Origin of the sequence: Komagataeibacter medellinensis NBRC 3288 (assembly GCF_000182745.2) — a bacterium.
Classification (GTDB): domain Bacteria; phylum Pseudomonadota; class Alphaproteobacteria; order Acetobacterales; family Acetobacteraceae; genus Komagataeibacter; species Komagataeibacter medellinensis.
The window spans coordinates 2,791,174-2,805,753 of record NC_016027.1; the positions used below are offsets into that span (position 1 = coordinate 2,791,174).

13 protein-coding genes are annotated in these 14,580 nt (G+C 64.9%); 10 read left to right on the forward strand and 3 right to left on the reverse strand.

Features of this window, described 5'->3' with window-relative positions; all coding sequences use genetic code 11:
* Nucleotide 1: 1 nt before the first annotated feature.
* On the forward strand, nt 2-898 hold the full coding sequence (locus tag GLX_RS13030; protein ID WP_014106427.1) for an EipB family protein: 897 nt from the start codon (nt 2-4) through the stop codon (nt 896-898).
* Here the strand turns inward: GLX_RS13030 and GLX_RS13035 are convergent.
* Both GLX_RS13035 and GLX_RS13040 read right to left on the reverse strand, forming a co-directional pair.
* A complete protein-coding gene (locus GLX_RS13035) occupies nt 870-1,658 on the reverse strand; it encodes an exodeoxyribonuclease III (RefSeq protein ID WP_041247426.1) in 789 nt (262 codons plus the stop codon). The genes GLX_RS13030 and GLX_RS13035 overlap by 29 nt on opposite strands.
* On the reverse strand, nt 1,655-2,020 hold the full coding sequence (locus GLX_RS13040) for a HesB/IscA family protein (RefSeq protein WP_014106429.1): 366 nt from the start codon (nt 2,018-2,020) through the stop codon (nt 1,655-1,657). The genes GLX_RS13035 and GLX_RS13040 overlap by 4 nt, the downstream gene beginning before the upstream one ends.
* Before the next feature lie 126 nt (nt 2,021-2,146).
* On the opposite strand from GLX_RS13040, the gene GLX_RS13045 reads away from it, so the two are divergent.
* The 8 genes from GLX_RS13045 (at nt 2,147) to serS (ending at nt 10,643) form a co-directional block, all read left to right on the forward strand.
* On the forward strand, nt 2,147-3,325 hold the full coding sequence (locus tag GLX_RS13045) for a deoxyguanosinetriphosphate triphosphohydrolase (protein WP_014106430.1): 1,179 nt from the start codon (nt 2,147-2,149) through the stop codon (nt 3,323-3,325).
* 110 nt (nt 3,326-3,435) lie between these two features.
* Entirely contained in the window at nt 3,436-5,241 is a 1,806-nt protein-coding gene (argS, locus tag GLX_RS13050; RefSeq protein WP_014106431.1) for an arginine--tRNA ligase, read from the forward strand.
* On the forward strand, nt 5,238-6,278 hold the full coding sequence (locus tag GLX_RS13055; RefSeq protein ID WP_014106432.1) for an SPOR domain-containing protein: 1,041 nt from the start codon (nt 5,238-5,240) through the stop codon (nt 6,276-6,278). Before argS ends, GLX_RS13055 begins: the two co-directional genes overlap by 4 nt.
* A 70-nt stretch (nt 6,279-6,348) precedes the next feature.
* Complete coding sequence (locus GLX_RS13060) at nt 6,349-7,167, forward strand: segregation and condensation protein A (RefSeq protein WP_041247878.1); 819 nt, start codon at nt 6,349-6,351, stop codon at nt 7,165-7,167.
* Nucleotides 7,167-7,901, forward strand: a complete 735-nt coding sequence (scpB, locus tag GLX_RS13065) for an SMC-Scp complex subunit ScpB (RefSeq protein ID WP_014106434.1) — start codon at nt 7,167-7,169, stop codon at nt 7,899-7,901. The genes GLX_RS13060 and scpB overlap by 1 nt, the downstream gene beginning before the upstream one ends.
* A gap of 78 nt (nt 7,902-7,979) precedes the next feature.
* On the forward strand, nt 7,980-8,552 hold the full coding sequence (gene tatB, locus GLX_RS13070) for a Sec-independent protein translocase protein TatB (protein ID WP_014106435.1): 573 nt from the start codon (nt 7,980-7,982) through the stop codon (nt 8,550-8,552).
* 7 nt (nt 8,553-8,559) lie between these two features.
* Nucleotides 8,560-9,372, forward strand: a complete 813-nt coding sequence (tatC, locus tag GLX_RS13075; RefSeq protein WP_014106436.1) for a twin-arginine translocase subunit TatC — start codon at nt 8,560-8,562, stop codon at nt 9,370-9,372.
* A complete protein-coding gene (gene serS, locus GLX_RS13080; RefSeq protein ID WP_014106437.1) occupies nt 9,372-10,643 on the forward strand; it encodes a serine--tRNA ligase in 1,272 nt (423 codons plus the stop codon). The genes tatC and serS overlap by 1 nt, the downstream gene beginning before the upstream one ends.
* 242 nt (nt 10,644-10,885) lie before the next feature.
* Here the strand turns inward: serS and GLX_RS13085 are convergent, their stop codons facing one another.
* Nucleotides 10,886-13,339, reverse strand: coding sequence for a helicase-related protein (locus tag GLX_RS13085; RefSeq protein WP_041247881.1), 2,454 nt, complete (start codon nt 13,337-13,339; stop codon nt 10,886-10,888).
* A 292-nt stretch (nt 13,340-13,631) separates the two neighbouring features.
* Here GLX_RS13085 and GLX_RS13090 point away from each other — a divergent pair, with 292 nt between their 5' ends.
* Nucleotides 13,632-14,510, forward strand: a complete 879-nt coding sequence (locus GLX_RS13090; protein WP_014106439.1) for a ferredoxin--NADP reductase — start codon at nt 13,632-13,634, stop codon at nt 14,508-14,510.
* Nucleotides 14,511-14,580 lie beyond the last annotated feature (70 nt).

Consider the following 14,580-nt stretch of genomic DNA (forward strand, 5'->3'; position numbering starts at 1 on the left):
CATGCCCGGCATGCCGCCCTTCCAGCCCGCCGCCCGTGCCGGGTGGCTGGTCCATGGCTGGGTGGCTGTGGGGGTTTCGGCTGCATGGCTGTGGGCTGGTCCTGCCGATGCAGCCCCCGCCATGGCGGCCCACCGCGCGGTCTATGACCTGACGCTGGCGGCCGTAAGCGGCGGGGATGTGGTTACGGCGGAAGGCCAGTTGACCTTCGTGCTGTCGGATATGTGTTCGGCATGGTCCACCCAGCAGCAGCTACACCTGCGCACGGTGAACCGGGAGGGGGCCGAATCGCTCAGCGATTCGGATTATGCGGTGCTGGAAGACAAGGACGGATCATCCCTTGTCTTCCGCGCCGACCAGACGGAAAACGGCCATCCCGCCCCCCGTATAGCGGGGGAGGCCCATATGGGCCGCAGGGGCGGTTCCGTGCATTACACGGCCCCCGCGCCGCATGATGTGGTGTTGCCTGCGGGCACGCTGTTCCCCGTGGGGCATACCGCCGCCATTATCGCGGCGGGGCAGGCGGGGCAGGGGGAAATTTCGCCCACCCTGTTTGATGGTACGGTGGAGACCGGCGCACTGGGCACCTATGTGTTGCTACTGGGCCATGAGGCACCGCCTGTTGCCACCACCTTCCCCGCATTGGCCAACCTGTCAGCACAGCGGGTGCATGTAGCCTACTACAACCCCGCCACACGCGACATGACGCCGCTATTCGAGACCGGTATGCGCTACTTCACCAATGGCGTGGCTGACCGGGTGGACATGGATTTCGGCCAGTTCCGTATGGCGGGCACGCTGCGCGAGTTTCGGCTGCTGCCCATGTCGGTGCACTGTCCTGCTCCGGTCAGTGCACCTGCCGCGCCCACGCTCAGGCCGCAGCACCCGCCGCCAGCGTAATGGCCAGCGGCACATGGTCCGATGGCTGTGCCTTGCCACGTTCATCACGCGCGGGGAGGGCGGTCAGCAGCCGCTCCGCAACGCGGGGGGAAAGCAGGGCATGGTCGATCCGCAGCCCGCTGTTGCGCTGCCACGCGGCGGCCTGATAATCCCAGAACGTATAGAACCGCCCGGTGGGGTGGAGTGCGCGCAGCGCATCGGTCAGCCCCAGCCAGAGCAGTCGGCGGAAGGCGGCCCGGCTTTCAGGGCGGACCAGCGCATCGGTGGGGGGCAGGGCACCTGCAGCGTAATCTTCATCGGTGGGGCAGACATTGTAGTCGCCCATCAGCACGAAATCCTGCCCCGCCTCCAGCATGCTACGGGCATGGAGGGCCAGCGCTTCCATGAAGGCGAGCTTGGAGTCGTATCCTGCACTCCCGCCGGAATTGCCGTTGGGCAGGTACAGGTTACCCACTACCAGGCGGCCCGTGCGGATCTCCACATAGCGGGCCTGTGGTGGGTCGGTTTCCCAGCCGGGCAGGCCGGTATGCGTGACTTCAAACGGCTGGCGCGACAGGATGGCTACGCCATTGTAGCTTTTCTGCCCGACCACGGTGCAGTCATACCCCGCCTGCGTGAACGTATCGGCGGGAAAGATGTCGGTAGCGCACTTGATTTCCTGTAGCGCCAGCACGTCGGGCTGTTCGCGGGTCAGGTAGTCCAGCACATGGTCACAGCGCTGGCGGATGGAATTGACGTTCCAGGTAACGAGTTTCATCATGCAACCGAGAAGCTGGTGCCACACCCGCATGATGACGCGGCATTGGGGTTGCGCACGGTAAAATGCGCGCCCATCAGACTGTCATTGAAGTCCAGTTCTGCACCCGCCAGCAGGTCAAGGCTGGCCGGGTCCACCAGCACGCGCGCGGTGCCGGCGGGGATGATGACGTCATCGGCGGCAACAGTGTTATCGAGCGCGAATTTGTACTGGAAGCCATTGCACCCCCCTGCTTCAACCGCGACCCGTAGCGCGGGTTCACCTTCGGGGGTTTGGGGCTGTTCATCCAGGATCTCGCGCAGGCGGCGCGCGGCCGATTCCGATACACGGAAGCCATCGGTGGCGGGGGCGGGGGGCTGGGACATCAGGCTTCACCATGGTCAATGCGGCGCGTGGGGCTGGATCATGTTGGCCACGGCGCGCGCGCGGGTTATGGATGGAAAGCGGCTGCATCATATGCCGTCCCATCCATGGCTGGATACTGATCTTATATGAGTACTGCACCCTATGCTGTCCAGCCCGCCACTGCCCGTGGCAGGCTTTACCCCGAGGCCGAGGCCCCGACCCGCAGCCCATGGCAGCGCGACCGGGACCGGATACTGCATTCGGCAGGCTTTCGCACGCTGCAGTACAAGACGCAGGTGTTCCTCAACCACGAAGGTGATTTTTTCCGCACGCGCCTGACCCATTCGCTGGAAGTGGCCCAGGTTGCCCGCTCCATCGCGCGCAGGCTGCAACTGGAGGAAGACCTGACCGAGGGCCTGGCTCTGGCGCACGACCTTGGTCATACCCCCTTTGGCCATGCGGGCGAGGAAGCTCTGGCGAGCGCCATGAAGCCGTGGGGCGGGTTTGACCACAACACCCAGTCCCTGCGGCTGGTCACCTTGCTGGAGCGGCGGTATTTTGCCTTTGACGGGCTGAACCTGACATGGGAGATGCTGGAGGGGCTGGCCAAGCATAATGGCCCCGTAGACCATCCCACCCCCTATGTGGCCCGTTACGCCGCCCGCCACCGGCTGGAACTGGAAAGCTATGCCTCCGCCGAGGCGCAGGTTGCCGCCCTGTCCGATGATATCGCATACCATGCCCATGACCTTGATGACGGTCTGCGCGCGGGGCTTTTACATATCGAGGAACTCGAGGCCCTGCCCGTCGTGCGCGAGGCGCTGGCCGAGGCCCGCCACGCCCAGCATGAGGCGACCCATGCAGGCGGCAATAATGACCCTCGCCTGCGCCACGAGACAATCCGCCGTGTCATCAACACGCTGGCCATGGACCTGATCCGCCAGACCCAGCGCAATCTTGAACAGCTTGCTCCCCGCAGTGCGGATGACATCCGTCACGCCGCCCGCCCGGTTGTGGCTTACAGCCCGGAAATCGGGGCGGCGAATCTGGAAATTCGCAAGTTCCTGTATGCGCGGCTTTACCGTCACTGGCGCGTCAACCGCATGGCGCGGAAGGCAAGGCTTACGGTCGAATCGATCTTTTCCATCCTGTCCGGTAACATGACCCTGCTGCCCGATGGCTGGCGCGAGGCCGCCCTTGCAGCGCAGGAGGCTGGCGATATGGCGCGTGCGTGCCGCGAGGTGGCGGATTATGTGGCCGGTATGACCGATCGCTGCGCGATGGAGGAATATCGACGGTTGACGGACCTGTCCTCGCCGGGGTGAAACACCCGCAGCACGCCTGTGCGGCGGCCCCCCTTGCGGGTGGGACGCTGCGGGCAATCCACGCCGGGCCACAGGGTCCGTTACTGTATTTTGTCGGGAAACCAAACCGCATGTCAGACTGTCTGTTCGCCCGTTACCTTACGCATGTGCGCGATGCGTTGCGCACGATCATGCCCGATCTGCCTGATGATGCGCTGGCGCGGGTTGAGGTCACGCCGACCCGTGATCCCGCTCATGGTGACCTGGCGACCAATGCGGCCCTTGTCATTTCCAAAGCTGCCCGCCGCCGTCCGGCGGATATTGCGGGCGAACTGGTCACGGCCCTTGCCACCGTGCCCGGCATTGCGCAGGCGGAGGTGGCGGGTCCCGGCTTTGTCAACATGCGGCTGACGCCTACCGTGTGGCAGGGCGTGGCCCATGCCGTGCTGGCGGCGGGCGAGGGCTATGGCACCTCCACTGCCGGTAACGGGGTGAAGGTGAACGTGGAATATGTGTCCGCCAACCCCACGGGACCGATGCATGTGGGTCACTGCCGGGGTGCCGTGGTGGGTGATGTGCTGGCCAACCTGCTGGCCAAGGCTGGCTACGCGGTCACCAAGGAATACTACATCAACGATGCTGGCGCGCAGGTGATCGCGCTGGCATGGGCTACCTACTGGCGCTATCTGCAGGCGCTGGGCACCGCCCTGAGCGAGGACGAATTCGCGCAGTCCGTGCCCGGTGGCAAGGTGCAGTATGGCGGCGACTACCTTGTGCCTGTAGGCCGGGCGCTGGCTGAAAAACATGGTGACACGCTGGCAGCCCCCGACCTGCGCCCCGCCAGTCCTGCCTTGTGGCTCGAAACCGTGAAGAAGGAAGCGGTTGATACCATGATGGGCATGATCCGCGCGGATCTTGCAGCTCTTGGCGTGCACCATGATGTTTTCACCAGCGAGGCGAAAATCCTGGCCGATGGCGAGACCGACCGCGCCATCGCAGCACTCAATGCCAGGGGCCTGATTTACGAAGGCGTGCTCGAGCCCCCCAAGGGCAAGCTGCCCGATGACTGGGAAGCCCGGCCCCAGACCCTGTTCCGCTCCACCGAATTTGGTGATGACGTGGATCGCCCGCTGCGCAAGTCCGACGGGTCGAACACCTATTTCGCCAATGATATCGGCTACCACGCCGACAAGATCCGCCGGGGTGCTGATGTGCTGGTGGATGTGTGGGGTGCCGACCATGGTGGCTATGTCACGCGCATGAAGGCGGCGGTGGCGGCCCTTGCAACGGATGGCAAGCCGGTGCTGGACGTGCTTTTGTGCCAGATCGTGCGCATTGTGCGTGACGGGCAGCCGGTGCGCATGTCCAAGCGCGCGGGCACGTTCGTTACCCTGCGCGACCTGATTGACGAGGTGGGGCTTGATGCCGTGCGCTTTACCATGCTGACCCGCAAGGCCGATGCCCAGATGGAGTTCGATCTGGATCAGGTGGTGGCGCAGAGCCGCGACAACCCGGTCTTTTACGTGCAGTACGCCCATGCGCGCTGCCGCTCGGTGCTGCGTGGCGCTGCCGAGATGGTGGAAAAGGGTGTATTCCCGGCTCCTTTCACCCCGGCCAGCCTGTGTGAGGCCGACCTGTCGGGCCTGACATCGGATGCGGAGCTTGCCCTGCTGCGGCGCATGGCGCAGTGGCCCCGCATGGTGGAGGCAGCCGCCAGCGCGCATGAGCCGCATCGCATTGCCTTTTATCTGAATGAACTGGCATCGGATTTCCACGCGCTGTGGAACCGGGGGCGTGATGACACGACCCTGCGCTTCCTGCAGGAAGATGATGTCGCCACCACCCGCACAAAGCTCGCCCTTGTCGAAGCGACGGCAACCGTGCTGCGTTCGGGTCTGAGCGTGCTCGGCGTGCAGCCGGTCGAGGAGATGCGATGAGTCCTGACGAAACGCCGCCCCCCGGCGGCACCCGTAACGGCAGGCCGGACAACCCGGTCGCCCCCGATCCCTATACTGAACGCACCATGGCGGCCCGTGAGCGCATGGGGGCGGATTCGGACCCCGACCACGAAACGCGCACGCCCATGGAGCCAGCGGATGAAAGGCCCGCCAGCAGGCCCCCACGCGGCAAGGGTGGGTTTGATATCAAGGCCCTGATGGCGCGCATGGCGGGCAGCAGCCTGCTTGGCGATGACCCGCTTACGCGCAGGCTGGTTTATGGCGCGGCAGGGCTGGGTGGCGTGCTGGTGGTGGCCATTGGTGGCTGGTCGCTGTTCGGCCACCACCAGGGTGGCATTCCCGTCCTGGGGCCGCCGCCGGGGCCAGTGCGGGTCAAGCCCGCCGATCCGGGTGGCATGCAGATACTGGGGGCCGCTGATGGCATGCCGGCCGATGGCGGTGTGATGCGCCTTTCCCCCCCGCCCGAGCAGCCCCAGCCCGATGCCATGGCCCGCCAGTATGGCCAGACGGCCACGGGTGATGATACGGGGGCGACCGCCCCGGTGGGCAGTGCGCCATCCGGCCAGCAGCCAGTTCCCGCCCAGCCCCCGGCGGACATGGCTGCTGCTCCGGCCCAGCCAGCTCCGCCCCAGCCTTCTCCGGCCCAGCCTGCCGCGCAGGAGGAAGGTACGCAGGACGACGTGCAGGACGAATCGCCCGCGGCGCCCCCTCCTGCTCCCCGTCACCTGCCTGCTCCTACGCCGCGTGCGACCAGTGGTGCCAGCCAGGGGACAGGCAGCTATGGAGTGCAGCTTGCCGCGCTTGATACGCATGAGGCGGCCCAGAAAAGCTGGAGCCATCTTGCCAGCCGGTACCCTGACCTGTTCGGGAGCTATCAGCCAAGCGTGATAGAGGTACAGAAGGGGGGCAAAACGCTCTATCGCCTGCGGGTAAAGGGCCTGGGCAAGGCCCAGGCCACGGCATTGTGCGAGAAAGCGAAGGCAAAGAGCCTGCCATGCGATCTGGTCCATTCCTGATGACCCCATGACGGAGGTTCACCCGCCACGGCAGGGGCCGGTGGGCGGGGGGGATGGACCCGGTACCACCATGGTTGCGCCGTCCTCGGCACCCATCGTGCACCTTGAGGGGTTCGATGGGCCGATGGACCTGCTGCTGGAACTCGCACGCGCGCAGAAGGTTGACCTGTGGCGTATTTCCATCCTGCAACTGGTGGAGCAGTATTTGGCCGTGGTACGGGCGGCACAGGGCATGGTCCGGCTGGAACAGGCAGCGGACTGGCTGGTCATGGCGGCATGGCTGGCCTGGCTCAAATCCCGCCTGCTCCTGCCCGAGGATGATGAAGAAGCCACTGATGCGGAGGAAGCCGCCGCCCTGCTGCATGAGCGGTTGCTGGAACTTGAGCGCATGGTCCAGCTTGGCCGCTGGCTGGGCGCACGCGACCAGTTGGGTCTTGAGGTGTTCGAGCGTGGTCAGGCGGAAAGTCTGGTGGAAGTAGACCGTTCGGGTCTGGCGGTTGAAGTGCCGCAACTCATGCGCGGCTATATGGCGGCCATGCGCAGGCGGGTGCGCAAATCCGTCTACCAGCCGCGCGTGCTGCATTTCTGGACGGTGCAGGACGCCCTGGGCCGCCTGCGGCGGATGCTGGGGGGGCATGATACGCGGGTACAGTGGTGCGGGCTGGAGCATTTCCTGCCTGAACTGCCCCCCCGGGCCGATATGACGGATACCATGGCCGAAACCGGACGTCGCGCCGCCGTGGCAGGCACGCTGCTGGCCAGTCTGGAGATGGCGCGCAACGGCGCGATCGAACTGCGGCAGGCCGAGCAGTTCGGCCGTATCCTGCTGCGTGAACGGACGGACCGGGACGTCGGTGACGAAGCACAACCCGAAGAGGATATGGCCTGATGACAGATGAGCGGCAGCCCGACCTGCTACCCGATGATATGCCCGCCCCCATAACGGTGCGCGCCTTTTCCCTGCGGCTGGTCGAAGCCCTGGTCTTTGCCCGCGCCGACCCGCTGAGCACGCGCGCCATAGCCGAGGTACTGACCGCGCAGGGGGGCATACCGCATGATGTCATGGACCGCGATGCATATGTTGCCGCGACCCTTGCCGCCCTGGGCGCGCAGTATGAAGGGGGCGGCGTGGTGCTGGTGGAGGTGGCGGGCGGCTGGCAGTTCCGCACCGCGCCCGACCTTGCGCCGCGCCTGACCCGCGTCATGCCGCGCCCGCGCAGGCTTGCGCGCTCGACCATGGAAACGCTGGCCATCATTGCCTATCACCAGCCCTGTACCCGCGCCGAGATCGAGGAAATCCGTGGTGTGAGCCTGAGCCAGCAGGTGCTGGACACCCTGCTGGAAGCAGAACTGATCCTGCCGCTGGGGCGCAAGGAAGTGCCGGGGCGACCGATCCTGTGGGGCACGTCAGCGGGCTTTTTGCGGCATTTCGGGCTGAAAGACCTGGGTGACCTGCCCCGGCGCGAGGAACTGCTGGTGGATGTGCCCGACAGTCCGGCACCCGTCGGCATGCCGGAGGCGGACACGCGGGCCGCCGAGGCACCGGACGGCCCTGGTATGCTGGACTTCGATATGCCGGACGAGGATGCACACGGCGAGGTTCCTGACCCGCCCGCGTCGTGATAGGTGTGCGGGGCGATATGGTGATATGCGGTTCTGCGGGCATGGTGGCCGCCCGCGCGGTGGGGAAGGAAACTGGTCATGTTCGATTTTGCGTGGTCTGAATTTGCCCTGATCGGGGTGGTGGGCCTGCTCCTGATCGGCCCCAAGGACATGCCTGTCGCCATCCGCACGGTAACGGGGCTGATCAAGAAGGCACGCGGACTGGCGACCGAATTCCAGTCCCATGTGGATGAAATGGTGCGCGAGGCCGATCTGGGCGAAGCCCGTGATCAGTTGGGCAAGCTCAAACGCATGAACGTGCGCGACAAGATCATGGACGCGATTGATGGTGATGGCGCATTGCGGCGCTCGCTTGATGATACGCAGCATGTCGCCAGCACCGCGCTCTCGCCCCCTGTAACACGACCCCCGCCAGTTGAGGCACTCCCCGAACAGCGTGTGCCCTCACGGCATTACATCCCGCCGCTGGTTGATCCGGTCCCGCTGGATGGGGGAGCGGCACCAGTTGACGCCCCGCCCTTCCTGCCGCCACGCGCGGCACGCCGCATTGCTGCTGAACTGCCTAGCCTGATCCCGCCCGCCTTCCTGCCGCCGGTGCGTGTTATCCATCGCGGGCAGCGCGTCAGCGTGACCGATGGCGCGCAGGGATAAAAGCACGATGGATGCAGGAGACGAGACCCTGAAGCGCGATGACATGATCAATGACCAGCCTATGCCGCTGCTCGAGCATCTGGTCGAACTGCGGCGCAGGCTACTGTGGTCCATGGCATCGTTCGTGGTGTGCTTTGCCGTCTGTTACTATTATTCGGAACAGATCTACTTCTTCCTGGCCAAGCCGCTGGGCGACATCATGCGCCAGAAGGGGGAACAGCCGCACCTGATCTATACCGCGCTGTACGAAGCCTTCTTTACCTATATGAAGGTTGCCTTCTTTGGCGCGGCCTGCCTGTCGTTCCCCATGGTGGCGGTGCAGGCGTGGATCTTCATCGCACCGGGGCTGTACCGTAGCGAGAAGCGGGCCTTCGCGCCGTTTCTGGTGGCCACCCCCATCATGTTCGCCATTGGGGCTGCGCTGGCGTACTATTTCATCTTCCCCGCCGCGTGGAAGTTCTTCCTGTCCTTCCAGACAGCGGACGGGCAGGACGGGCTACAGATCGAACTGCAGGCCAAGGTATCGGAATACCTTTCGCTGGTGATGAAGCTGATCCTGGCATTCGGCATGGCGTTCGAACTGCCGGTCGTGCTGACACTCATGGCGCGCGTGGGGCTGGTCACATCGAAGGGACTGGCGCGCGTGCGGCGCTACGCCTATGTCGGCGCGTTCGTGGCTGCCGCCATCCTGACCCCGCCCGACGTGATTACCCAGACCGGTCTGGCCGTGCCGCTGATCGGGCTGTACGAGATTTCCATCATCTGTGCCCGCCTTGTTGAGCCGCGCACCCCGCCTGAAGACACCGAGGAGACTCCCTGATGCACGACCTGCGCGCCCTTCGCGCCGATCCCGACGGTTTTGATGCTGACCTGAAGCGGCGGGGCGAACCTGCCGTGGCGCAGGCCGTGGTGCTGCTGGACCATGACCGTCGTGCTGCTGAAACCGCATTGCAGGAACTGCAGGCACGCCGGAAGCAGATTTCCAAGGAAATCGGGGTCATGCGCAAATCCGGCGCGGACAGTGCGGCCCTGGAAGCCGAAGTGACCAGCGCCAAGGCCCGGATGGAAGAACTACAGGCCCGAGTGGGGGATCTGGATGGCCAGATCCGTGGCACGCTGGAACGCCTGCCCAACCGGCTGGACGAAAGCGTACCCGCAGGGGCAGATGAAAGCGGTAACGTGCAAGTGCACCAGCATGGCACGCCGCGCGAATTCGCCTTTGCCGCGCGTGAGCATTTCGAACTGGGCGAAGCGCTGGGCATGATGGATTTTGAAACCGCATCCCGCCTGTCGGGCGCGCGGTTTGTGGTGCTGCGCGGCGCCCTTGCACGCATGGAGCGGGCGCTGGGCCAGTTCATGCTGGATCTGCATACGGGTGAAAACGGCTATACCGAGACCGCCGTGCCAGTGCTGGTCAATAACGAGGCGATGTACGGCACTGACAAGCTGCCCAAGTTTGCCGAACAGTCCTTCCGCACCGAAGATGGCCGCTGGCTGGTCCCCACGGCGGAAGTACCGCTGACCGCCAGCGTTGGGGGGCAGATCCTGCCGGGCGACGTGCTGCCGCGCCGCCTTGTCGCCCTGTCGTCATGTTTTCGAAGCGAGGCCGGGGCCGCGGGCCGGGACACGCGCGGCATGCTGCGCCAGCACCAGTTCCAGAAGGTGGAAATGGTTTCCATCACCACGCCGGAGGAGAGTGATGCCGAGCACGAGCGCATGACCCGCTGCGCGGAAATGGTGCTGGAAAAGCTGGGCCTTCCCTATCGCCGCATGCTGCTCTGCGCGGGCGATACCGGCTTTGGCGCAGCAAAGACGTTTGACCTTGAGGCATGGCTGCCGGGACAAAAGGCGTGGCGTGAGATCTCGTCGTGTTCCACCACACGCGATTTTCAGGCCCGACGCATGAATGCCCGTTACCGGGCAGCAGACGGAAAGCCTGCCTTTGTCCATACCCTCAACGGATCTGGCCTTGCCGTTGGCCGTACGCTGATTGCGGTGATGGAGAACTACCAGACCGGGGACGGCAGCATCACGGTGCCCGATGTGCTGCGGCCGTATATGGGTGGTATCGAGATCATTCGTCGCGCGTAAAAGCCTGCTTACGGCACGGCTGGGGCAGATCGTGTTTGAATGCGTGCACTCAAACAGGTGAGGATGCCCGTAAAACGATAAACCAGAACATGATTACCGAAAACCAGTTCGGTGATCATGTTCTGGAAAACCAAAGGAAGTTTTGGTGAAGCTTTTTTAAAAAAGCTTCAGGGAACACCGTCTTTTTGAAAAAAGGCGGCACCCAAATACTTCTATTCCTTATTTGATGACCTTCTTCCGGTTCAGCGCCCCTTGCGGTGGGGGCGTCTGCCCTTTGGTGGGCCGCCGCCATCACGGCCACGGCGCCCGGGCGGGTTGGCGCGGCTGTCCGGGCTGAAGGGAAAGGCACCGGGCGCGCGGGCGCGGGTGCTCTGCTGGCGCAGCACGTCCTCGATCCAGTCATTCAGGCGTGCGGTGGTGGCCTCGGCGTCCTCGCGGTTAACGTAGGCTTCAGGGAAGCGTAGCGCCAGCCACCGCCACGCCACCAGCCGCTTGTGGCGCTTTTCGGCGCGTTCCAGTTCCGTGCGCTCGGCGCGTTCGGCAGGCGGCAGACTGCCCGTGCCCGGCGGCGGCACGGCATTGCCTGCCGCATGGTCCGCCGCCCAGTGCACAAGACGCTGGATGCCGTTGTCGCGGTCATCGACCGGACACATGGCGTAAACCCAGCGCTGCGCCAGTGTCAGGTCGGCCACACCTTCCAGTGCGGTGGCAATGGCGAAGGCCTGTTCCATGTTGGCCAGACGGTAATTGGGGTCATCACGTCGCAGCACCGCGCGGCGGATGCGCACCAGCACGCCGAACAGGCTGTCGGACCCGATTTCGGCCGCGACGGCCTGCACGATGTCGGCATCGGGCTGCACCTGCGGGCGCATGTCCTCGATCGGCTGCGGGGGGGCGGCCAGCATGGCATGGATGAAGGACGGGCTGCCTACGCCTTCCAGCACGGCCACCACACCCTGTTCATGCTTGCCATAGCGCCCGGCGCGGCCGCCAATCTGCTTGACTTCCTGCGGGTTGAGGTCGCGCGTCTGGTTGCCGTCATATTTGCGCAATGCTGCAAAGACCACGCGGCGGATAGTCAGGTTCAGCCCCATGCCGATGGCGTCGGTCGCGATCAGGATGTCGGCATCGCCATTGTTGAAGCGCTGTGCCTCTGCCCGGCGCACTTCGGGGCTGAGCGCGCCATACACCACCGCCACCCGCTTGCCCTGCGCCAGCAGCAGGGCGCGCAGGTCCAGCACCTCGCGGCGCGAGAAGGCGATCAGCGCATCGTGCTTTTGCAACTCATGCAGGCTGACCGAGCGTTCAGCCGCAACCAGCGGACTTTTGCGCTCCAGCCGGATTTCATCCACCGGGTCGCCACACAGTTCGGCAATGCGCTTCACCATGGGAATGCAGTCGGGCGCGCCAAGGATGAACAGATGCCGCGCCGGTGCCCCCATGATAGCCGCCGTCCACGCGGCTCCCCGGTCGGGGTCGGTCAGCATCTGGGCTTCGTCGATGATGGCGACATCGACCGGGTTGTTCAGCGGGCACATTTCCACGGTCGCGGCCAGGTGACGGCTGCCGGGCACGTCAATGCGTTCTTCGCCCGTGGCGAGCGAGGTCGGTACGCCACGCGCAGTCAGCGATTCGCGGAACTCATGGGCCAGCAACCGTAGTGGGGCCAGCGCCAGACCGCTTTCGGCGCGTGCAAGCGCATCGAGTGCCGTGTGCGACTTGCCGCTGTTGGTCGGCCCCGTCACCAGTGTAATGCGGCGGTTGAGTGCGCGCGCGGTGCGGAAATGGGCAGCATAGCGATCAAGGGCCGCAACCTGCGCAATCACGGCATTACCAATGCGCTGGTTGCCAAGGTCCGGCGCCAGTGGTGCGCGACCCGGCCCCTGTGGCCCCTCCCTGCGCCATTGCGGCAGGTTCTGGCGCAGGGCCATGAGTTCGCCGGGATCGAACTCCCAGCGTTCCTGCCCGCCCGCCTGCGGCACGCGGCGGGCAACGGGCAGGCGATTTTCAGCAATCCAGCGCAGCGCCTCACGCTGGGAGCAGCGTAGCAGGCCGGGCACGTCGGTGAAGGGGACAAGGCTCTTTTCCCACTCGCGCAGGCGCAGCACTTCCTCGCGCCGGCGGGTGCGCGCCGTCTCCTCTATGCGCGCATCGCGGTCCTTGCGGCTGGTATCCTCGTGCTCCAGTTCGGTGGCGAAGGCTGCGGGGTCGGGCAGTGCAAACGCATCGGCCACGGCCAGGGCAAGGGTGCGGATTTCGGTGGGCGCAAGGGTGCGGCCCGTGCCGTCAAACAGGTCTGCGCGCACATTATCCATGGCCGCGCGCGCGCTGTCACCCTGCGCGCGCAGTTTCTCGCGCAGTACGGGGGTAAGTGCGGCCAGCAGGCGGGCATCATCGGGTTCGGGGTCATCGACCGTAATGGCGGCGGCTTCCGTATCCGCGCGCGTAACCCATACCTGCCCTGCACGGCGGGTCAGGTCCATCAGGCGCGACCCCCACGGCTTGCGGCGGACGGTACACAGGGCGGCGCGGAAGCCAGTATCGTCTATCCGCTCGGCGCCGGGGGGCAGCATGCGGGCGATCACGCGCTCCAGCTTGGGGCGTTCGCGGGTTTCAACATGCAGGCCGGTTGCGGCAATCGCCGCATCCAGCGCCAGCAGGGCAGGGGCGGCCCGATCGGGGAATTCAGAAGTCATGCTGTCTATGTGCGTCATCCACGCGGCGGGGACAATGGAGATCAGGGCTTGCATCCGTGCGTGGAATCATCGGATACAGGCACGCATCGTACGCATGTGACGTGACATGAGCGCCCCGGAATGGGCATTGTGCGGTGAATTCAGCTTCCCGTGGCGCGAGATATGTTTGTTTGTGCTGGAATTCCACGCTGTGGATGGCCTAGACATGCCCGCCTGAGCGATATCGTTGTGGGGCGCATGTTTCAGGAAGTCCTGGATCTGCGTCATATCCAGCCGGGAGAGTGAGAACCAGATGTCCGATACGTTGATTGTGCCAACCGCTGAGACCATGCTCACCGGCCTTGCCCCGGTCGAGGGACAGGCAGGCGTGTTCCACCTTGCCGAGCCGGGCAAGGAATATGGCCACCTGAACGCGGAGACCGTGCTGTCCGTCCATCATTGGACCGACCGGCTGTTCAGCTTCACCACTACGCGCGACCCCGCGCTGCGCTTCGAGAACGGCCAGTTCACGATGATCGGTATCGAGGTCGAGGGCAAGCCACTGCTGCGCGCCTACAGCATTGCTAGCGCGAATTACGAGGACCACCTCGAATTCCTGTCGATCGCTGTGCCCGATGGCCCGCTGACTTCGCGCCTGCGCCATGTAAAAGTGGGCGATAAGGTGCTGATCGGCCGCAAGCCCGTTGGCACCCTGCTGCTGGACAACCTGCGTCCGGGGCGCAACCTGTATTTCCTGTCCACCGGCACGGGGCTTGCGCCCTTCATGAGCCTGATCAAGGACCCGGAATGCTATGAGCGCTACGAGCATGTGATCCTGAGCCACACGGTGCGGATCTCGGGCGAGTTGGCTTATGCCAACCACATCCGCCACGAACTGCCCGAACACGAGTTCCTGGGCGAGGACGTGAAAGGCAAGCTGCTGTACTACCCCGCCGTAACGCGTGAGGAATTTGCGGTGACCGACCGCATCACCAAGCTGATCGAGACGGGCAAGATCTTTACCGACCTGAATATCCCCGCACTCGACCCCGAGCATGACCGCGTGATGATCTGCGGTTCGCCCGAAATGCTGGCCGATACGGAAAAGCTGCTGCAGGACCGTGGCTTTGACGAGGGGAACAACTCTCACCCCGGTGCCTATGTAGTGGAAAAAGCGTTCGCTGAACGCTGATCCCCAAGCCCCCCGGCCACACACCATGGCCGGGGTTTTTTTATTGGCCCCGCCCCATGTCACGGCGGGG